This is a genomic window from Paenibacillus woosongensis, assembly GCF_009725165.1.
Lineage (GTDB): Bacteria > Bacillota > Bacilli > Paenibacillales > Paenibacillaceae > Fontibacillus > Fontibacillus woosongensis.
The window spans coordinates 1-17,968 of the sequence record NZ_WNZW01000003.1 but is presented as its reverse complement, the minus strand read 5'-3'; the positions used below and the strand labels follow the sequence as shown (position 1 = coordinate 17,968).

The window sequence follows — 17,968 nt, the reverse complement described above, 5'->3', positions numbered from 1 at the left end:
GTAAACACTCCACTTGCTCCACGGAGTACTCAATTCTCACCCTCCTCCTCACGACGCCCTATTTCTTCTGTGCATGTCCGGAATACGTTTCGTTGGCTCGGGTGGTACTGGCCCTGGATCTGTATGCACGCGCTCGTAGTTTACAAACTTATTGAATTGCTTCAGGAACACGAGCTCAACCGTGCCAACTGGACCGTTCCGCTGCTTAGCAATAATAATCTCGATGATGTTCTTCTTCTCCGTCTCCTGGTTGTAATAATCATCCCGATACAAGAACGCCACGACATCGGCATCCTGCTCTATCGCCCCTGATTCCCGCAAGTCGGACATCATCGGCCGCTTGTCCTGCCGCTGCTCCACGCCCCGGCTGAGTTGGGATAAGGCGATGACCGGAACATCCAGCTCACGAGCCAGATGTTTCAGCGTCCGGGAAATCTCAGACACTTCCTGCTGCCTGTTCTCGGAACCGCGACCTTTACCAACGCTAGCAATTAGTTGCAGGTAATCGATCACGACCAGGCCCAGACCTTCTTGCTTCTTCAACCGCCGACATTTTGCCCGGATATCATGAATCGTAATGCCTGCGGAATCATCAATCTTGATATTCGTACTGCCCAGGACACCGACGGCATCCGCCATTGTGCCCCAATCGGCGTCCCCCATGTCCCCGATCTTAAGCTTGCCTGCCTCGAGATTGCCCTCTGCGCTGACCATACGTGTGACCAACTGTGCGGCTGACATTTCAAGACTGAATATTGCTACTGGCTCCGAAATCCGAGTAGCTACGTTTTGAGCAATGTTAAGAGCAAATGCTGTCTTACCCACGGACGGCCGTGCCGCCACAATGATCAAGTCACTCCTCTGCAATCCTCCCAACATACCATCTAAATCCCCATATCCCGTTTGAATGCCTGTTACTTTCCCGGTTTTAAAACCTTCAGCCTTGTCTTCTGTGGTTTCAACGACTTCAATCAGAACATCCTTGATCGATTTGAAATCTTGTGGCGGAGCTGCTTGGTCTGTCAGTTTGGCAGTAGCTAGCTGCATTTCCGTAAGCAACGTCTGAACATCACTGCCGCCAGCAGCTGCTGCAGCAATCTGTGACTGTGCGGATTGGATGATCTCTCGAAGCAAGAATTTCTCTTGCACTTTGGTCACATAGGATTCGATGTTCTCTGTCTTCGGCACTGCATGTGCCAGCTTGGATAAATAACTGACACCGCCAATCTTTTCTAACTCACCCCGTTCCTGTAGGCGCGAGGTCAACGTCACAAGGTCAATCGGCTCTCCTTCGTTTGCAAGATCAGTAATCCGGGCGAATATCGTCCGATTAATGTCGTTGTAAAACGCCTGCGGACTAAGTGATTCGGCTTGCTCATATACCTCCGCTTCGACCAGGATCGCGCCGATCACTGAACACTCAGAAGCCAAATCGTGGGGCATTATCACTTCAGGATCGACCGAGCTTTGCATAGACAGCCTCCTTCCAGCCTGGCGGCGGTAGACATGCTTGCTTCCGCGCCTCCTCCCGAGTTGCGAAGTATTCGGCGGTCGCCGTCTGCATCCGGTCACGCTCAATCTGCTCACCGAGCCTCCCGCGAATGTGCGGTATCCCCGGTGTTACAGTCTCAGTCTTAATATGCTGATGGATGTTATGCCAGGCTATATCCTCCGGGAAGTCTTTAAGATACTGTTCATGGTCTTCCTTGATTTTTTCAACGGATGCATCGAAGAAGGGATAGTGCTTTTTTATATGCTTGTATAGTTCAGCGACTTCTATGAGCTCCACGTCTTCGTTCCTCCTCGATAAATCGTTCTAATGCATCAATTTCTCGCTGTTGTTTGGTCATTCGTTTTGGATGTTCTGGCGCTCCCTGGGCGACTCCAACCATCTGTGGGCTGGTAGTTTGGGAGTTTAGCCAGGCTTCCTCGATTGCGTCCACGTAATACAAAAAGCTAGTCGGGTATTTAAAGCTGTCTCCCTCCCGTTCACGCTTTGCCTGAAGCAGGCTCTCCATAGTTCGGATGGTAAAGGGTACCGGCATCCCCCCGGCGACCATCTTACCCATGGCTTCGCGTTCACGTGGTTTAACATGAAAATCAAGTTTTCTATGCAATTTGCAATAAGCGTTTAAAATAGCAATCATTCCGTTTGATCTTGCATCTATCGAATCAATTTCGAAATCCGTAGTAGTAGTAGTAGTAAGATCTTTAATATCTTTTAGATCAGACATTTCTGTCCGATCACTTGCTGAATTTTTCTCATGATCGGACAATATTGTCTGTTCATTACCTAACTGATCGGACATTTCTGTCTGATCATCATTCGAGAGATCGGACATATTTGTCTTATCACTGTCGCTGTGATAAGACATTTCTGTCTGTTCACTTCCGGGTGATCGGACATTTTTGTCCGTCTTGTCCGTCCACTTCTTCGAATTTCGAACCGATAAAATTAATCCCCTTGCAGCCCTGGTCACTCGTATGTACTCATGTTGCTCTAAGGTGTCTATCCAGCGGCTTACCGTTTTGTTATTGACCCCAAATCGTTCAGCAATGTCCGACAGTTTCAAGGGCTTATTGCCGAGCACTATACCCCAGACAGTCCCGTCTTTCTCAACCTCCTTGGTCGTGGAGCTAATGCACCATGCAAAAAGCCATATCGCCGCGCCTATTTTCTTGTAGTGTTCTGGCTCTAAAAGCCCTGAGTACATTGGAAAAGGGTAACTGCCTTCGGGCATATGCTTCATCCCCCTAGCTTACTTTCAATCACGCACGACTTTAACGAAGGTTACTTTGACACCCTTATGGGTAGCTGCCGCCTGCAGGCCATCCGTGAGCGCTTCAATGGTCGCGCCTACCATTGGACCATATCCTTCGGGCTTGAGATCAAACCCAATGAGAGAACCTAATGTAAAAGCAACACTCATAACAAAACGTGCGTGCTGTTCAATCCCTGCCTCCTTTGCCTCCTCATTCTTTTCCTGCAGAAACTGGATAATTTCATTTGTGTGAGGCTCATTTACCTCTTTAGTCATGCTCATATCGATCGCTCCCTCATTATTCTTTCTTTCCAGGCTTTGTCTCCCAAGCAGCGAGCCGGCGTTACCTCGTAATAGCGACGACCCTGCACATAAGATACGAACTTGCCTGTGCTGCGCTCGTAGTACATGCCGTTTAAAACCGGTGCTCGTTGTTCCACCTGCGGTTCAGGTTTAAACGAAAACAAGTCAAGTTGGACTACACTCATCGCCGATTCCCCCTATCATCACGTAAAAACACGAATGGATATCTCACTCTTATAACGGTCCAGCCGGGGTATGCCCGGGCAAAGTAGTTCCGTGTCTCCCGCTTGAATCCTTCCGGATCAGACTGCATCAGCCGCCATATCCGCTCGCCCATCATGCTGCGCATAATTGGTCTGTCCTCGATCATCGATCGGCCACCCGAACCAGTTTCCCGGTTGTCTCCTGAATCTCTTGCTTAAAGCGATCCGCATCGGAATTTCCATCCGATAAGTGCAGCAGCCAAATCTCTTGCACCTTGCTGATGTCATTGGCTCTCAAGAAGCCTTTTACATGCTCAAGTCCGAAATGAGACCGAAGAAGTCGTTTCTTTTGGCCTGGATGCAACTCTCCAGCGGCCACCCGACGGTTAACGATATCAATGGAATAATTGCATTCCACCATGATGTGAGTAAGGCCGGCGAAGCGGTATCTGCAATAGTAGGTATCAGTCAGGAATACAAGCTTGTCTCCTGCCGTATTAGCCAGGACAAACCCTAGTGGTTCCGCTACATCATGCTCGATCTCGAACGCCTTGATTGTCCATGTGCCGACGGTAAATTGCTCATGTGCCCTGATGGGCTTTAAGCGATGGCCAGAAAGGTCTAGGGATTCCGCAGTACCCTGACTGGTATAAACGTCAATCCCTGCCTTCATGACGTCCTTAGCGGCTTTGCTGTGATCCAAGTGCTCATGTGTGATCAGGCAGCCGGCAATGTCCGACATTCTAAAGTTCAAAGCCCGCTGCAAAGACTTATAAGGGAAGCCAGCTTCCAGCAGGAGGGCGGTATGTCCATCCGAAATCCGGTAGGCATTGCCCGCACTGCTGGAGCCAAGACTTTGAATATCAATCACCAAGAATCAGGCCCTTCATTACCAAGTGGTGGGATATCCCCCGTGAAGTCTTCAAAATCCATCACACCTTGGTCAGCCGTCACTGCCTTGGTGTCGGAAGACTGCACTGGTTCCTTTGGTGGTTCTGTTTCCGGATTAGGCTCTGAACCTACCGGAGGTGTAATATCGATAACGTCTTTGTTCGCATTGGCATTGATCTCTTGTTCAACCTCCGCCTCTGCAAAATCGCTTTCCATCTGTTTCAAACGCAAGTAATCGTCATCAATCTTCTGGCTGTCAATGGTTATATCATTGAAGGCGGCACGGTATACCGTCTTCCAACACATCTTTTCATGCCAGCCTTCAACGGCCTCTTTACCGACCTTTCTACCATTCTCCCACGTGTCCTTCTCACCGCCCCAAAACTCAGGACTGGCGTGTGCCGGCTTACGTTTTTCAATATCTTTTTTGGTCATCATAACCAACTTGTTTTTTTCAGGCGTTTGGGAATATTGGTGGAAATAAAATCCTCCGATAATGCTCCCTCGATCAAAAGCATTTACAATCTCAAACTCGTAACCCTCATGAGGATTATTTGCATCCTTCTTTATTGGCTTGAAGCGATCATTCGAATAAACAAGCTCGACTGTTACATGATCCGGTACATCCAGACCATACTTTGTGGCTTTGAGTTCGATGCCCCGGTATCCCTCTATAAAACCGATGTCATACTTACCAGTGTTGTTGTTCTTAAACGGAATCAAGTTGATATGATTGGGCTGGGATGGATCGAATCCGATTCTTGCGTAGGCCACAACATCCCTAGCAAGTTTATCCATATTCACGTTTAACCAAGTCACTGGTAACGGATCGCGATATTTTTCAGATTTTTTGAGACGCTTTTCCTCAGTGGACTTTAAGACTGAATCCAAGGCTATGAAATAATTCTGAGCGAGGCGCTTTTGGAAGTTTGTCAATGCAACTTCGCCAACGCTGGAGCCAAACTCAGCGATCACCTTGGCCATAAAGCGTTCAGATTGGGTCGGTTCCTGTTTTGTTATAGCCTGTTGTTGAGTTGTCAATTAAATCGCCTCCTGCATGTTATCGTTCTTCGTTTCAATCCGAAGCTTTTTATCCTTCTCACTTACGACCAGGCGAATCACCTGGGCATCCGTTTCGATCAACTGGGTCACGGCCTCGGCGTTATCGATAAAGATCGGGGCCGAGAATCCATAATGCTCAGAAAGTGTATTAATGATGTCCAGGCCGACATTGATCCGTGCCGCATTGTTCAGCCCACCGTCATAGGGCACACCGTTGTAAAGCGTGTCGCAGACATCTTTATAGCCACCATTGATCTGATCTACAAAAAGACGGAACCGGGCATATTTGAATTTTGAATTAATTTTTGTATCCAGGAGGGCAACTCTAGATCGGGTAAATTCCTCTGTAAGGAAAATTTCCTCCTGAAGCCGTTCGTATTCAGCAGCCAGGGTACGTTCCTGTTTCTCCAATTCAGCAATCCGCAACTCTATCTTCCTGACTTGAGCAAATTTAGCCTTGTCCTCTTCGAGCGTCCGAAGATCAATTTGAAGAGTAGATAACTCCTGTTGTACTCGGGAGAGTTCACCATTGGCTGAATCACGCAGACGATTTATTTCCTGCTGAACCTCTTCCTTTTCTATAAGCAACTTCCGATAATCAGGATCTGCGTTCGGGTCCTGAATGCCTGAACGAAGCTCCTCAAGTTCCGCCTCAGCCACCGTCAGCGTCGTTTTTAACTCAGAAGCCTTGTCGCTCAGTTGCTCGATTTCCTGATTGAATCGATCGTTTTCATCCTGCAAGCGGCGAATTTCCTCCTTGGCCGCCTTTCCTCGGATGTTGATCTGCTCAAGTCGCTCTGCTTTCGAACGGTTGTAGGCGGCCTCTGCTTTAGCGTAAGCTTCCTGAATCTGCTCTGCAGGGAGAGCCTGACCACAGGCGGAGCAGTTCGCATCGTGCTGGTGCCCCTCAAATGACTGGCTATTGACCTCCGTCCACTCGGTACGGAGCCGATCTGCCTCGCGACTCTTCAGTTCAATGCTCTGCTCGTTTTGCTGAATATGATATTTCTTACCGTCAATTTGCCGACGAATTGCATCGTATTCCTTCTGCAGTTGATTTACTTCATTGCGTTTGAATGTGACGTTATCCAGTACAGCCGACTGAAGCCGATTCTGGATGGCGAGAAGCTCGCCATCAATTTGACGAATCCGTTTTTCCTTAACCGCCGTTTCTCCACCATTCTTAATGCGGAACAACTCCTCTTCCTTCTCTTTAATTCGTGAACGAATGGAATCAATATCTTCCTGCAGTAATTCTTCATCTAAATGAGCAACATTAGGTAGATTCCGCTGGGCTTCACTGATACGAACCGGCAGTTCCTCAATTTCCTTGTTGATCATTTTGCAGCGGGCTGCAACAGTCTTTTTGTGAGCTTCAACATCTCGCTCACCCAGGATGGCCGGCAATCGGCTGAGCGAAGGATTGGAATGAATTACTTCCGCATCCGTAACATCGCCGCAGATTTCGAGCAGTACCTTCCGGCGCTCCTCCTTTTTAAGCTGTTCATTAAAATAGGAAGGACTAGTCAGGAGGCGGAAGAGATCCTCTTTAATGAGGGAATCCACTTCAGCTTGATACTCAGAAAGCTTTACGGGAACTCCGTCAACGTAGTAATCCGTGGCGTGTCCTTCGAAAGAATCTGTAACGGATCCACGCTTCTTGGTCCATTTTTCGGCATAGACCCGCCGGAATGTCCGGCGGCGGTCGTTGACCAGAAGATCCGCTTCCACTTCGTGCTCCAGCTTGTGTCGAAGCACTTTCCCCGAGGAGTCCAGTTCCTTAATTTCAAATTTCTGCTCCGACCGGTTTGCGCTATCCTTGCCAAACAAGAGCCAAATAAAGCCGTCAAACAGGGTTGTTTTCCCGGTTCCGTTATCTCCGAATGCGTCAACATGCCCGCCGTTGGTGGAAAGTGTGAAATCCCGGAACCCTTTGAAATTACGGAGCGTCAATCGCTCCAAAACGATTTTTTTCATGCCGCAGCCCCCTTCAACAAATCTACGACCGCCTTAAGTGCCTCCAGTTCAGTATTCAGTAGCCGTAAGTCGACTTGCGCTTTCATGAGATCTTTTTCGGCGAATGCAACTTCTTGGCGATTAAATCCCGTGAATGATCGCAACTGAGCTGCGCGAATCTCCCCGTTTTTCCCATCAATAGTGCCATTACTTAAGAGTTCATCTTCCTTAGCCTGCAAATCTGATTTGCGCTTGCGAAGTTCTTCTTCGGTTGCCAATAGAGCCCGCTCAGCAATTGCAATTTCCCTGGGCAGTGCCAGTAATCGGTCAACAATCGTTTGTCTAGTCATGCGATTTCCTCCTCAACAGATTTATTGATTTCATAATTTAAGATGACTTGCTGATCCGGTGTCTCCGGGTAGCGGATTCCGTCCAGATAAGTTCGAATTGCGGACTCGACTTCTGCCAGTTGCTCATCCGCGGCGGCGATCTGAATGCTGCCAAAGTTCCCGCGGATCTCAAGTACTGCAGGATTATAGGGGTCAGCAGGTTGTACCTTGGTATCTGTGTTTTGCTGACTTAGATCAACTGTGTAGGCCGAGTGTGCCCTTGACATCCCGATCCCTCCCACTTGTGTGATTTGCCCCGATCTGCTACGATAGGGGCAAGAAAATTTGTAATGCCTGTGACCCGTTGCTGCGGGTCATTTTTCGTTTTCAGGATCTGCGAAGTCAAATACCTCCACTTCGCGACCGTCAGGAGCAATTATAATGCGTCCTTTCCCCATAGTTCCCAAGAAGCCATATGCTGCCCAATTACAGCCCTGATCCTTAACTGCACGACCAATACATCCCTGATATGACATGTTTGCTGCTTTTTCCTGATCAATCCCTACATCTACAAAATCCTTAGGTGACTGAACATTCCCACATTTAGGGCAAACAAATTTCCAGAAGGCCGTTTTTTCCCCAAAGCGAGTAACTGCTTCGGTTCTCCACTCTAGCAAAGCCTGTTTTATCAAGTGACTACCTCCTCTTAATCATGAATAGCGATGGTTTTCCAATCCACTACGACCGGGCAGTTCTCAATGCTCGAAATCAGGTTTCCTTCTTCATCCAGTACAAAGAATTCAGAATGAACGGAATCATGTTCGTGACCTACCTGTTTGATCTCGATTACCTCCCGGCCGTCGATCTCCGTCCCAACTTCGAATACCCGCGTTGGATTGCTAACTACCGTTAACCGTTGAATTATCTGCATGGTTTGTCCTCCTTTCCTATGTACTTGTCAAGGTGGGTAAGGATTTGCACCTTACTACGGTTTGCACTTAGTTGATCATTGGTCGCCAGTTAGCGCAATGCACGGACCAGACTTCACCGCAAAGCCGCATTGGATTTTACAGCCAGCTGCTGCCGGCAACTTAAACGCCGGGATTTTCACCCTACTTCTCGACTCACAGGCGTTGCGATCCCTATTCCGCCACCACCTTGGATGCGTCAGCCGCATCTCTCGACGCCGAACGGAGAAAAGGTTATAAAAACCGTCCGACGTCGGGAGACAGGGCCGAAGCCTGTCCTATTCCTTATTTCTTTCCTTCTGCATGAGGCGCCCGTTAATGTATGCAGCATTGATTAAATGAGCAATCGTGCTGCTGGTGCTCGCCTCCCAAGTATTCAACCAATCAATAGTCCGAGTTTCCTTCTCTGTAAGTTCTCGGCCGATTAGATGCTCCACATTGTCTTTAACAATCACGCGGTTCCCCCCTTGCCTTCACGACGTTCAACAAGTACAATGAACAGCAAGAGACTCTTAAGACGTGTTCTCAAACGCGACTGCCCTGGCCGGCGGTCGTTTTTCATTTCTTCTTCCGCAAATCTGATCATGGTGTTCAGGTAAGTGATTCCATCTACCAACTTAGTTGGATGAATCATTCTGTCCGGATCCCTTACAATCAACTGCAAATTATGTTCTGCGGCTTGTCCAGCCGCTCGCGCTTGTGCTGCTAATACCTCTCTTTTCAAATCCATCAGCCTCCCACTAATCTCATTAGATCCTGCATGATACTCAGACCATCCAAGCCGTACAAAAACGCTATTAACACTTCTTTAGCACCTGTGGCCTCCACCCATTGCATCATAGTTGGCATGTCGGGCACCTTATGGTCTTTCTCATACTTACTGATGCAACTCTGTGTCCGATTCAGACGAGCTGCCATTTCTTCCTGGGTTAATCCGGCCCGCTCCCGGCAGGCCTGCATTATAGCTCCAAACTTCAACAATTCATGTTCACCTCCCGTTTTATTCCAGATCGGAATAGGCAGGTGAGGATATTCGTAATAATATATAGTTAGAGCTTTACCCCACCCCCTTATCCCCCTGCCCGTCGGCTTACGGTACCGCTCCGACGGGTTTCTTCTATCCTTTTCAGTTCCAACCTTGCATCCCGAAGGATTCGCTTTCGTTCTAGCTGTGATAGTTTTTCAGGGTTGTATCCAAACTTCGGAATTGATTTATCCAGGGCTTCCTCGATTTTCATCCCCCGGAGTACCACTCGCGTGACAATGGCTGCGATCAAGGCTGCCCGGGAAGATTGACGCATCCAGCGGAATCTCATGCTAGGCTCCTTCCTGTAGCTCGTCCTGCTTATTACTGTCATCCTTCTTAGGTAGCGGAGCTTCCTTAACAATTTTCAAGGCCTCGACCATTCGCTCCATATCGGGCTCATATTCTGCCTTGTAGGTAATCCCTTGCGGATTGGCCATAAACTCACTTCCCTATAATTTAATGAGTACATACCGGCTGCGGCTTGGTTCGTGGTTCATGTAGTTAATCACCCAGCCGTCTTCCAGCAATTTTGTTGCTTCTTCAGGATCGCGCGTTTCACGGATCGCCTTAACGTCTTGCAGGTTGTGTTCCAAGATATGACCTCCTTTCGTGCAAAGTGTAGGAATTTATCACTCCTTTATCGAAATAAGATTCTAAAGGGAGGTGAACACGCTTGAAAAAGGTTTACGCAAATCTTCTTGGTGAATGGGTTGATCTTACTGCCGATGACGAATGTGTCATGGGCCCCCGTTTTGTTGCCCCTTCTTTATGGTGGGAAGAGAATGCAGAAATTTGGAGTCCGAATAAAAAAGAGGAACACACAATGTATCAGCTCGACTATGTCCATATTCGATACAAAGGAAAGGACTATCGGATTAATCCGATCTTTATCCAAATCGTCGAAGATTGAACTCAATCTCCAAATTTCTTTTTAGTTCGGACAAGTCGTCAAGCTCCACCTTGGCGGCTTTCGAACTAAACATCATGTCAACTTGTTGCTTGATCCTTGACCACTCATATTGTTTAAGACCAGCAAGTTGTTCAACGAGAATAGATATTCGTTCCTCGTTCACTTGTCACCCCACCTCCTTTCGATCGGATGTTGCGGATTGCCTACCATCACCGCACGTTTCGTGTGGTTCTGGGTCAAAAAAAATTTCTTGTACAGTTTTTTTGTAGTGATTTGCAATCCTCACTTTTATTTCATCCTTAGGGATCCGTTGAGCATTTTCATACATTTGAAGCGCACTTACACTAATTCTTATTGCTTTAGCAGTCTCTTCTCTGCCAGCAGCGCCCCGAAGCTCGATTAACCTTTTAGCGATTAGCTCCTTCATATCAAAGATCAAGTTATACACCACCCCTCCGCAAAACCACATTTTGTGTTGTTAGTCATAATATACACCGCACGCTCTGTGTTGTCAACACATTTTGTGTTCTTTCATTAAAAAATAACACGCTATGTGTTAGAATATAATCGGGTGATGAATTGATGGCTACTTTCGGTCAAAGACTGAGAACTTTACGTATAGAAAATAACTTAACGCAAAAAGACCTTGCCAAGTTGTTCAAGGTCAGTGAAAGTGCAATAGGCATGTATGAACGAGATGAGAGGGAGCCTTCATTTAAACTTACAAATCAGATTGCTGATCATTTTAATGTAACTACTGATTATTTACATGGTAGAACAAATAAACCAGATAGCTACGAAACGAATATGTCCTTCTACGGCGGCTCAAAAAATTACACGCCTGATGAAATTGCAGTTATGGAAGCCACATTGAAGGCGTATCGAGAGCAACTCAAAAAGATGAAAAACGACGAGAAAAAGTGAGCAAGTACTCCAGCCGATGGGGAGAAAGGGAGACGAATATGTTTTCCAAATTGTTTAGATTTTTCGAGAAAAAGTCTGCAATGGATTCTTCCCAGGAAGAAGCCGCAACAAACAATCCGACTGAAAATAATATTACGAAACAATCTGAAAAAATAACTAGACTTTCCGTATCCGAGTTAACACCAGTAGATATACTCATGCTCCATTATGCCAGCGGGACTAAAGTAGGCGAAATGCAATTCGCTGGTTTTTGGAATTATCTATATGAAATTGACCCAAATGATTTATTAAACAAACTTATTTTTTCTGGTCTGATAAACAAGTCGTATAACATTGAAAGCAACTTAAATTCTTCAACGGTTTCTGACTTAAAAGAAGTGTTGAAAAAAATGAATATCCCTGTATCAGGTACTAAGAAAGTACTAATTTCCAGATTGTTGAGTTCTTTATCAATATCACAACTTCATCTTCATTTCCCTGAAGAAACTTACGAATTATCCGAAACGGCAAAAAGAACATTAGATGAGAACGAACATGTTCCTTTCTTCCATAGCCATTTAGCAAAAACAAATATTACAATTTTTGAAGCTGATCAAATAAAGAAGAAAGAACCTTCTTATAACAAATTTCAGATTGCCTATAGAATATTGAATGAACGTAAAGAGAGAAATAAATTAAATAACAATTGGGGACTTTACAGAAACGATATCCACAGCATTTCAGTAATTCAGTATATAGAAGGGAATCTTCGTGAATCACTAACAAACCTCTTCCTTGTTTGTTTCTTTGATTTGAGTGGGATGGACAACAACTTTAATTTGAATTACATGTATATTTTCGAGCGTGGTTTTTTTCCGTATGAGAAATCATTTTGTACTATAGCGCCTGGTATTATCTCAAAAATAATTTCTTTTCAAAAGAAACTTAACCTAAACACAGATGATTTTCAGCGACTTTATTTTGAGACAATCGATCAAGTCGAAGCGCCCTTCCACTTGTTTACCAAGGAAGAGACATATCAAATTCTTATACTAGAGATAGAAAAAGACATTGATTCACTTAAAAAAATCTATCGAATCGCAAAGCATAGATATTTAAAATCGAAAGATAAGATGCAACCGGAGGTGCGCTTATGAGCGACCAAATCCTAACTAAAATTTTAGACGAGCTAAAATCTATGAACACACGTCTCGGCAGCCTCGAGTCTGGCCAGTCTGAACTCCATCAAATTACCACTGCCATCCGCGATCGGCAAGAAGAAACGGATGCCAAACTGGAAGCACTGGCGATGGATGTGAATAAAATCCATGGCAGCACTGTTCGGATTGAGCAAAAAATGGATGAGACCTTATCCGATATTCGTGGTGATGTCCGTTTCCTAAATCATCGTATCGCGGATCTCGAACTGGAAGTCGACAAATTAAAAAATCGTTGATGCAAGAGCAAGTCCCTCAGCCGATGAGGATTTATTTGGTGGGATGATTCATAATGTTAAAAAAAATTAGTAATACCCTATGGGGAAAGAAAGACGGTAGCCCAATTCTTGAAAATGACATTCCAGCGTTAATAATAAAGGGGCTTGAAAATGCTGAAATTTCAGAAAAAAATAGTCTTAACCCGAAATTTCATAGAACTGAGCGCGAAGAAGATTTAGCTTTTAACTTTTCTCGAAAATACCAATCGGAAGTCTCACAATTTGAAGATTCTATATATGAGTCGGTTTCCAAGATTAAATCTTGTCAAACTGTTGAAGATAAAATTAAGCAATGTGAACTGGCAATTTCAACATTTGAGCGTGCACGTAAATTTTGTTACAGCAAGGGAAAAGGTGGTAAGTTATACTTTGATGATATGTGGGAGCACTGTCACAATTCAAAAAATCCATGTTTTAGTTTCATAGAAGAAACTGTAGCTCTCAAAGCAAAACTGGAATTGCAATTATATAACCAAAAATAAAACTAGCCAGCAATGGCTTTTATTTTTATACAAAAATCGAACGTACATTCCCTTCATGGAGGTGTTTTCTGTGATCAGAATCGGAGTGTTTACAGGATCCGGACAATATCCAAAGCCTGAACCCGTCATTATTAAAACCCAAGGCGTTAACATCGATCCGGAACTTATCGTCAAAATTGCATCCTCTCCGCCGAAGAATCCTGATAAAAAGAAGTGATCTGATCATCTAGTTATTCTAGCCGGAAACGGCTTTTCTTTTCACGCAAAAACCGAACGTACATTCCCGTCAAGAGGTGATATTCATGTTTACATTTTATAAAGAAACTAACTTAGAACAATGGATATCAAGCATGTTGCTTGAAAATAGAATTTTTACGCCTGCAGATCTATACGACCTTGAATGTATTGCTGAAGCATTCGACGTGAAACTTTTGTTTTCTGACTCACCATCATTTTCCGACAACGAGCTGCGAGTCATTTTTATAGACAAGCGAGCCTCGGATGCCAGGGCACGTACAGTTTTTTTCCACGAACTATGTCACGTACTTAGGCATGCCGGCGATCAACGCTATATGCCTGAACTCTTTGAACAAGCGCAGGAGTTTGAAGCAGAAGCTTTTGTCTTATACGCAACCATGCCCTTCTATATGTTTAGTCAGTTGGAGCTCCCTGATCGTAAGTGGGATGCTCTCCATCTAGTATCAGAGACGTTTAATGTCACACTGGATTTAGCTGAACAGCGGTTAGAACAAATATATAGACGAGAAATGAATGGGAGCTTGGCCGCCGAACGCAGAAGCCAGGAATTAACCAACCACAGGAAGAATCGGCAGCCAACTTGGTCTCCCGAGACACAGCGAATTTTAAAGCAACTAAACCGGCAACTGCTGGCGAAAGGTATGCCTGGTTACAGAGACAAAGGACTGCTGTGATTTTTCCGTTACTTAACTTGTAAATATCTTTAGGAGGATTTAAGAATGATTAATTTTCCTGAATTAAATAAAGTTGAAGATGTTGCTGTTTATCCACGAGTTTCCAGTGATGACCAACAAGAACGTGAAACCATCCAAAGCCAAATTGAATTTGCTATAAAATACTGTGATTTACATGGATTAAACATTGTGGATTGGTATAAAGATGATGGTGTAACTGGGACAATCCCCCTGGCGGATCGCCCAGAAGGACAGCGATTGTTAGAAGATGCAAAGGCAGGGAAATTCAAAACAGTTCTTATCTACAATATGAAGCGCCTCGGTCGTAAAGCAAGGATTACTCTAGATGCTATATATCAGTTAGAAGAATACGGTGTGACTATTAAGTCGATGACCGAGCCATTTGATACCAGCACCCCTATGGGGCGATTTGTAATAACTCTCCTAGCTGGACAAGCTGAATTTGATCGCGATACTCTGGTCGAGACACTATGGCATGGTGCTAATCGGCACGCTCGACTAGGCAAATGGCTGGGTGGTATTGTGCCATATGGATATAGGGTGGATGCGGAAGGTTTTTTGGAAGTTAATGAAGATCCGCTTCCTGGTAACGAAGATTTGTCAGAGGCCGGGGTCGTTCGGTTGGTTTATCATCTAATAGCAGATCAAAAGATGACTACGATTCAAGTTGCCGACTACCTTAATGCTTTAAATATTCCTCCATCTTATGTAGTAAATAAGCGTAAAGTTAAGGATAGAGGCAAACGAAAAGTGAATACAGCTGGAATCTGGTATCCTGGGAGAGTTGGCTCAATCATTAAAAACTCAACATATAAAGGGATACACGATTATGGCAAGCGTTCCAAGAAAGATCGTGAAATTATTCGGAGAGAAGTTCCTGCTATTGTGTCAGAAACGGTCTGGGATGTTGCTCAAGAAACACTTCGTGAGAATCAACTAGAAGGGGTACGTAATGCGACAAGGAAATATTTGCTTCGAGGTATTATTAAATGTGGTTGCTGCGGTCGTACGTATGTTGGTACATCCTACTCAACAGGTTCTAAGTCTAGCGATGGCAGTCGGCCAATGAAGGCCTTCTACGTTTGTACCGGAAAAAGCGCTTATAAAGGACCTTCACACGAAAAGTGCCGATCTAAAAATATTCCAGGTGAGTGGATCGAAGAGATGGTGTGGGCTGAATGCGTAAACTTTATCTTAAACCCAGGTGATGCAATTAAGGAGCTGCAGGAAGGAATGAACGTTAAACGAAGCCTAAGAAATGAGTACTTCCACGAAATTGATCTAGTAGTTAAAAGCTTGGAAGATAAAGAGAATGAACGACAAAGCATTTTGAGCCTGTATAGACAAAAAATGATCACTGCAGCAGACGTTGAAAAACAGCTGCAAGAGATCATGGAAGAAAGTATGAATTTAGAAAAACGAATTAAGCAACTTAATGCATTGCTTAATGCAGATGAGCTAGTTACAGTGCAATTTCGCAATGCGGAAAAGTTACTACTAGATTTTAGATCTAAGATCGATAAGGATCCATCATACGAAACTAAACGGCAGATCGTTAAAACCTTGGTGAATAAAATCACTGTATACACTATTCAGCCGCCAGACGGTAGCCCTCAAAAGCGTAAGGCTGAGGTTAAAGTGCAATATAGCTTTGAAAGCCCCAAAGGTACTGACGACACGCTTGTCCGTGCGGATTTTTTGGAGGCCAGCCGCCGCTCCCGCGCTGTACCTGCAGCCCCTATCGGGTAGCCCAATACCGGGAGCGTATTTCCGGCCCTCTGCTGGATCGTATCGACATGCATGTTGAAGTTCCACTGCCGGCAAATTGGCTGAACGATAAACAGCCCCTTAGCTCGGCAGAAATGAGAAAAGCAGTGCTTTATGCACAGGAGCTGCAGCAGCAGCGTTACAAAGGGCTGGAGATCTCCTGCAATAGCGAGCTAAGCGGCAAACTGCTGCGGAAATATGCGCGGTTAAACCGGGAAGCAGTGCAGCTGCTGGAAGCCACTTTTCAATCAATCGGCCTCAGTATGCGCGCCTACGACCGTATCATCAAGCTGTCCCGCACGATCGCGGATTTGAAAGGGGCCGACTGCATTTCTGGTGGTCATGTCGCCGAAGCGATTCAGTACCGCCAGCTTGATCATAGAATCGCCGATGCGAATGGATAAATCGGTTTATCTATAAATAAAACATAGCCTTGCCGTCTTCAGATGGGTTCGAGGAATCTGATCTCTCACCCATGCTATGACAGCAAGGCTATATGGTTTTCATTCTGTAAGACAAAGCAATCTGCCGTTAAATGCGTTCTAGCTCGCTGATGTTCAAGGGTCGCAGGATGTATCTTATTAGAAAGCAGCAGGGATGTGCTCAATGGAAATCATCTCATTCCCTCTCATCTGCAAGGCCAGAACGTCGAAGCGAACCCGCTCGTTATATTGCTGTGTCCTGTGCAGATATACGGCAGCAGTCTCTCTGATTTGTTTCATTTTACGGGGTGTGATAGATTCCGCCGGCGTCCCGAACTGTTCATTATGTACACTTCGGCTTCTCACTTCTATGATTACAATTACACCCTCTTGTTTTGCGATGATGTCGATTTCTCCTGAACGGCAGCGCCAATTGCGCTCAAGCAGTTCGTAACCTTGTGCCTGCAAATAGCGTGCTCCGGCTTCTTCGGCCAATCGCCCTCTTGCTTTTCTCCCATCCAAAGGGCGTATGCGCTTGCCATTTGGGTCAATATTCATGGGAAATCCCCTTCTCCGCCATTTTATCTGAACGGTATATAAAGCTAAGTATTTCGGCTACCAGCGTGTACAGCTCTGGAGGAATCTGCTGATCCAGATCCAGTTTGGAGAGCACTTCTACAAGTGCGGCATCCTCCTGTACGGGCACGCCGTGCTCTTTGGCCTTCTCCAGTATTTGATCGGCCAGATAGCCGCTCCCTTTGGCCGCGACGACCGGCGCGTCGCTTTGGGATGGATCGTATTTGAGGGCGACGGCTTTTCTGATTTGGTAGGGGCGCTGATCTTCACTGCTCTCACTCATATCCGATAATCCACCCCTTTATAGGTCGTCGGCGTATACGAAAATGGGGAACCCGGCTCATTTGCGCCCATCGTTTCAGGTTCTACGGAAGGCAGAAGGCCGCTCTTCAGAGATACCAGCTGGTAACCGGCTGTTTGCAGCGCCTCCTGAACCTCCTCCTCCCGGGATTCGAGGAACTGCCCGGTCGTCTCCGCTTCGGCATAAATTTTCAACATGACCTTCTTGTCCAGCACCTGGACGTCCAGCATGATCAAGCCAAGCGATTTCATTTGCAGATCGAACCAGAGCCGGCAATTGGCCGCATCCAGCTCCCCTTTGCGGCCGCGGCGGGATTCGATATGAACGGCCGCAGTCTGTTCGCCGTCCTCTCCAATAAAGGGCAGGAACAGCGTCACCTGTGCAAAAGGCGCAGTACGATCCGTATTCAGCAGCAGCTGCTGTCCAGTCAGCTGATGTACGAGCTGGCGTGCGGCCTCCTGCAGCGGTGCCGGCACGTCGTCCGCAGCTAGCAATTGCAGCAGCACGCCCTTCAGCGTCTCGCGGGCCGCCGCCTCTGGCAGAACGCCGGCCTGCTGTGCAGCGGCAGCGCCATGCGCCAGCGCCCCGGCGGCCTGGCCTGCGCCGCCCGGGGCTGCGCCCGTGCTGGCGGCCTGCAGCATGCCGCTGGCCGCCTCGC

General features: G+C 46.2%; 29 protein-coding genes and 2 pseudogenes. 9 read left to right on the top strand and 22 right to left on the bottom strand.

Going from position 1 to position 17,968, the window contains the following annotated elements:
• Nucleotides 1-48: 48 nt before the first annotated feature.
• The 18 genes from dnaB to GNP95_RS10890 form a co-directional block, all read right to left on the bottom strand.
• On the bottom strand, nucleotides 49-1,473 hold the full coding sequence (gene dnaB, locus GNP95_RS10975; RefSeq protein ID WP_155610915.1) for a replicative DNA helicase: 1,425 nt from the start codon (nucleotides 1,471-1,473) through the stop codon (nucleotides 49-51).
• A complete protein-coding gene (locus GNP95_RS10970) occupies nucleotides 1,451-1,789 on the bottom strand; it encodes a hypothetical protein (RefSeq protein ID WP_155610914.1) in 339 nt (112 codons plus the stop codon). The genes dnaB and GNP95_RS10970 overlap by 23 nt, the downstream gene beginning before the upstream one ends.
• Nucleotides 1,767-2,741, bottom strand: a complete 975-nt coding sequence (locus GNP95_RS10965; RefSeq protein WP_230873771.1) for a MarR family transcriptional regulator — start codon at nucleotides 2,739-2,741, stop codon at nucleotides 1,767-1,769. Before GNP95_RS10965 ends, GNP95_RS10970 begins: the two co-directional genes overlap by 23 nt.
• Before the next feature lie 24 nt (nucleotides 2,742-2,765).
• Entirely contained in the window at nucleotides 2,766-3,044 is a 279-nt protein-coding gene (locus GNP95_RS10960) for a hypothetical protein (RefSeq protein WP_155610912.1), read from the bottom strand.
• A complete protein-coding gene (locus tag GNP95_RS10955; RefSeq protein ID WP_155610911.1) occupies nucleotides 3,041-3,250 on the bottom strand; it encodes a hypothetical protein in 210 nt (69 codons plus the stop codon). Before GNP95_RS10955 ends, GNP95_RS10960 begins: the two co-directional genes overlap by 4 nt.
• Nucleotides 3,247-3,435, bottom strand: coding sequence for a hypothetical protein (locus tag GNP95_RS10950; protein WP_155610910.1), 189 nt, complete (start codon nucleotides 3,433-3,435; stop codon nucleotides 3,247-3,249). The genes GNP95_RS10955 and GNP95_RS10950 overlap by 4 nt, the downstream gene beginning before the upstream one ends.
• The gene (locus GNP95_RS10945; protein ID WP_330163397.1) at nucleotides 3,432-4,139 is read right to left on the bottom strand and encodes an MBL fold metallo-hydrolase; all 708 of its coding nucleotides are present in this window, start codon (nucleotides 4,137-4,139) and stop codon (nucleotides 3,432-3,434) included. The genes GNP95_RS10950 and GNP95_RS10945 overlap by 4 nt, the downstream gene beginning before the upstream one ends.
• Nucleotides 4,136-5,200 carry a recombinase family protein gene (locus GNP95_RS10940; protein ID WP_230873770.1) on the bottom strand — a complete coding sequence of 355 codons (1,065 nt, stop codon included), beginning with the start codon at nucleotides 5,198-5,200 and terminating at the stop codon, nucleotides 4,136-4,138. The genes GNP95_RS10945 and GNP95_RS10940 overlap by 4 nt, the downstream gene beginning before the upstream one ends.
• Nucleotides 5,201-7,198, bottom strand: coding sequence for an AAA family ATPase (locus tag GNP95_RS10935; protein WP_155610908.1), 1,998 nt, complete (start codon nucleotides 7,196-7,198; stop codon nucleotides 5,201-5,203).
• Nucleotides 7,195-7,527, bottom strand: a complete 333-nt coding sequence (locus GNP95_RS10930; protein ID WP_155610907.1) for a hypothetical protein — start codon at nucleotides 7,525-7,527, stop codon at nucleotides 7,195-7,197. Before GNP95_RS10930 ends, GNP95_RS10935 begins: the two co-directional genes overlap by 4 nt.
• A complete protein-coding gene (locus GNP95_RS10925) occupies nucleotides 7,524-7,793 on the bottom strand; it encodes a hypothetical protein (protein WP_155610906.1) in 270 nt (89 codons plus the stop codon). Before GNP95_RS10925 ends, GNP95_RS10930 begins: the two co-directional genes overlap by 4 nt.
• 87 nt (nucleotides 7,794-7,880) lie before the next feature.
• Nucleotides 7,881-8,198 carry a VVA0879 family protein gene (locus GNP95_RS10920; RefSeq protein WP_155610905.1) on the bottom strand — a complete coding sequence of 106 codons (318 nt, stop codon included), beginning with the start codon at nucleotides 8,196-8,198 and terminating at the stop codon, nucleotides 7,881-7,883.
• Between the two features lie 14 nt (nucleotides 8,199-8,212).
• Nucleotides 8,213-8,437 carry a hypothetical protein gene (locus tag GNP95_RS10915; protein WP_155610904.1) on the bottom strand — a complete coding sequence of 75 codons (225 nt, stop codon included), beginning with the start codon at nucleotides 8,435-8,437 and terminating at the stop codon, nucleotides 8,213-8,215.
• 315 nt (nucleotides 8,438-8,752) lie between these two features.
• Nucleotides 8,753-8,929, bottom strand: a complete 177-nt coding sequence (locus GNP95_RS10910) for a hypothetical protein (protein ID WP_155610903.1) — start codon at nucleotides 8,927-8,929, stop codon at nucleotides 8,753-8,755.
• Nucleotides 8,926-9,198 (bottom strand): hypothetical protein, encoded by a 273-nt coding sequence (locus GNP95_RS10905; RefSeq protein ID WP_155610902.1) that lies wholly within the window; start codon nucleotides 9,196-9,198, stop codon nucleotides 8,926-8,928. Before GNP95_RS10905 ends, GNP95_RS10910 begins: the two co-directional genes overlap by 4 nt.
• A gap of 5 nt (nucleotides 9,199-9,203) precedes the next feature.
• Nucleotides 9,204-9,434, bottom strand: coding sequence for a helix-turn-helix domain-containing protein (locus GNP95_RS10900; protein WP_155611294.1), 231 nt, complete (start codon nucleotides 9,432-9,434; stop codon nucleotides 9,204-9,206).
• A 357-nt stretch (nucleotides 9,435-9,791) separates the two neighbouring features.
• Nucleotides 9,792-9,938 carry a hypothetical protein gene (locus tag GNP95_RS10895; protein ID WP_155610901.1) on the bottom strand — a complete coding sequence of 49 codons (147 nt, stop codon included), beginning with the start codon at nucleotides 9,936-9,938 and terminating at the stop codon, nucleotides 9,792-9,794.
• A gap of 12 nt (nucleotides 9,939-9,950) precedes the next feature.
• On the bottom strand, nucleotides 9,951-10,094 hold the full coding sequence (locus tag GNP95_RS10890) for a hypothetical protein (RefSeq protein ID WP_155610900.1): 144 nt from the start codon (nucleotides 10,092-10,094) through the stop codon (nucleotides 9,951-9,953).
• An 80-nt stretch (nucleotides 10,095-10,174) separates the two neighbouring features.
• Here GNP95_RS10890 and GNP95_RS10885 point away from each other — a divergent pair, with 80 nt between their 5' ends.
• Complete coding sequence (locus GNP95_RS10885) at nucleotides 10,175-10,411, top strand: hypothetical protein (protein WP_155610899.1); 237 nt, start codon at nucleotides 10,175-10,177, stop codon at nucleotides 10,409-10,411.
• A 166-nt stretch (nucleotides 10,412-10,577) separates the two neighbouring features.
• Here the strand turns inward: GNP95_RS10885 and GNP95_RS10880 are convergent, their stop codons facing one another.
• On the bottom strand, nucleotides 10,578-10,850 hold the full coding sequence (locus tag GNP95_RS10880) for a helix-turn-helix transcriptional regulator (RefSeq protein WP_413773741.1): 273 nt from the start codon (nucleotides 10,848-10,850) through the stop codon (nucleotides 10,578-10,580).
• A 143-nt stretch (nucleotides 10,851-10,993) separates the two neighbouring features.
• On the opposite strand from GNP95_RS10880, the gene GNP95_RS10875 reads away from it, so the two are divergent.
• The 8 genes and pseudogenes from GNP95_RS10875 to GNP95_RS10840 all read left to right on the top strand — a co-directional run.
• A complete protein-coding gene (locus tag GNP95_RS10875; RefSeq protein ID WP_155610898.1) occupies nucleotides 10,994-11,335 on the top strand; it encodes a helix-turn-helix domain-containing protein in 342 nt (113 codons plus the stop codon).
• Between the two features lie 38 nt (nucleotides 11,336-11,373).
• The gene (locus tag GNP95_RS10870) at nucleotides 11,374-12,471 is read left to right on the top strand and encodes an SAP domain-containing protein (RefSeq protein WP_155610897.1); all 1,098 of its coding nucleotides are present in this window, start codon (nucleotides 11,374-11,376) and stop codon (nucleotides 12,469-12,471) included.
• Nucleotides 12,468-12,770 carry a hypothetical protein gene (locus GNP95_RS10865; protein ID WP_155610896.1) on the top strand — a complete coding sequence of 101 codons (303 nt, stop codon included), beginning with the start codon at nucleotides 12,468-12,470 and terminating at the stop codon, nucleotides 12,768-12,770. Before GNP95_RS10870 ends, GNP95_RS10865 begins: the two co-directional genes overlap by 4 nt.
• A gap of 53 nt (nucleotides 12,771-12,823) precedes the next feature.
• The gene (locus GNP95_RS10860; protein WP_155610895.1) at nucleotides 12,824-13,291 is read left to right on the top strand and encodes a hypothetical protein; all 468 of its coding nucleotides are present in this window, start codon (nucleotides 12,824-12,826) and stop codon (nucleotides 13,289-13,291) included.
• Nucleotides 13,292-13,361: 70 nt separating this feature from the next.
• Entirely contained in the window at nucleotides 13,362-13,508 is a 147-nt protein-coding gene (locus GNP95_RS10855) for a hypothetical protein (RefSeq protein ID WP_155610894.1), read from the top strand.
• An 85-nt stretch (nucleotides 13,509-13,593) separates the two neighbouring features.
• A complete protein-coding gene (locus GNP95_RS10850) occupies nucleotides 13,594-14,223 on the top strand; it encodes an ImmA/IrrE family metallo-endopeptidase (RefSeq protein ID WP_155610893.1) in 630 nt (209 codons plus the stop codon).
• 45 nt (nucleotides 14,224-14,268) lie between these two features.
• Nucleotides 14,269-15,993: a recombinase family protein gene (locus GNP95_RS10845; RefSeq protein ID WP_155610892.1), complete on the top strand. Its 1,725-nt coding sequence runs from the start codon at nucleotides 14,269-14,271 to the stop codon at nucleotides 15,991-15,993.
• Nucleotides 15,984-16,415: pseudogene (locus GNP95_RS10840) on the top strand (magnesium chelatase subunit ChlI family protein); the annotation flags it as partial. The gene GNP95_RS10845 and the pseudogene GNP95_RS10840, both read left to right, overlap by 10 nt.
• 177 nt (nucleotides 16,416-16,592) lie before the next feature.
• Here GNP95_RS10840 and GNP95_RS10835 read toward each other — a convergent pair.
• The 3 genes and pseudogenes from GNP95_RS10835 to GNP95_RS25745 all read right to left on the bottom strand — a co-directional run.
• Nucleotides 16,593-16,991: a YraN family protein gene (locus GNP95_RS10835; RefSeq protein WP_155610891.1), complete on the bottom strand. Its 399-nt coding sequence runs from the start codon at nucleotides 16,989-16,991 to the stop codon at nucleotides 16,593-16,595.
• Nucleotides 16,981-17,292: an EscU/YscU/HrcU family type III secretion system export apparatus switch protein gene (locus tag GNP95_RS10830; protein WP_155610890.1), complete on the bottom strand. Its 312-nt coding sequence runs from the start codon at nucleotides 17,290-17,292 to the stop codon at nucleotides 16,981-16,983. Before GNP95_RS10830 ends, GNP95_RS10835 begins: the two co-directional genes overlap by 11 nt.
• Nucleotides 17,289-17,968: pseudogene (locus tag GNP95_RS25745) on the bottom strand (flagellar hook-length control protein FliK); the annotation flags it as partial. The pseudogene GNP95_RS25745 and the gene GNP95_RS10830, both read right to left, overlap by 4 nt.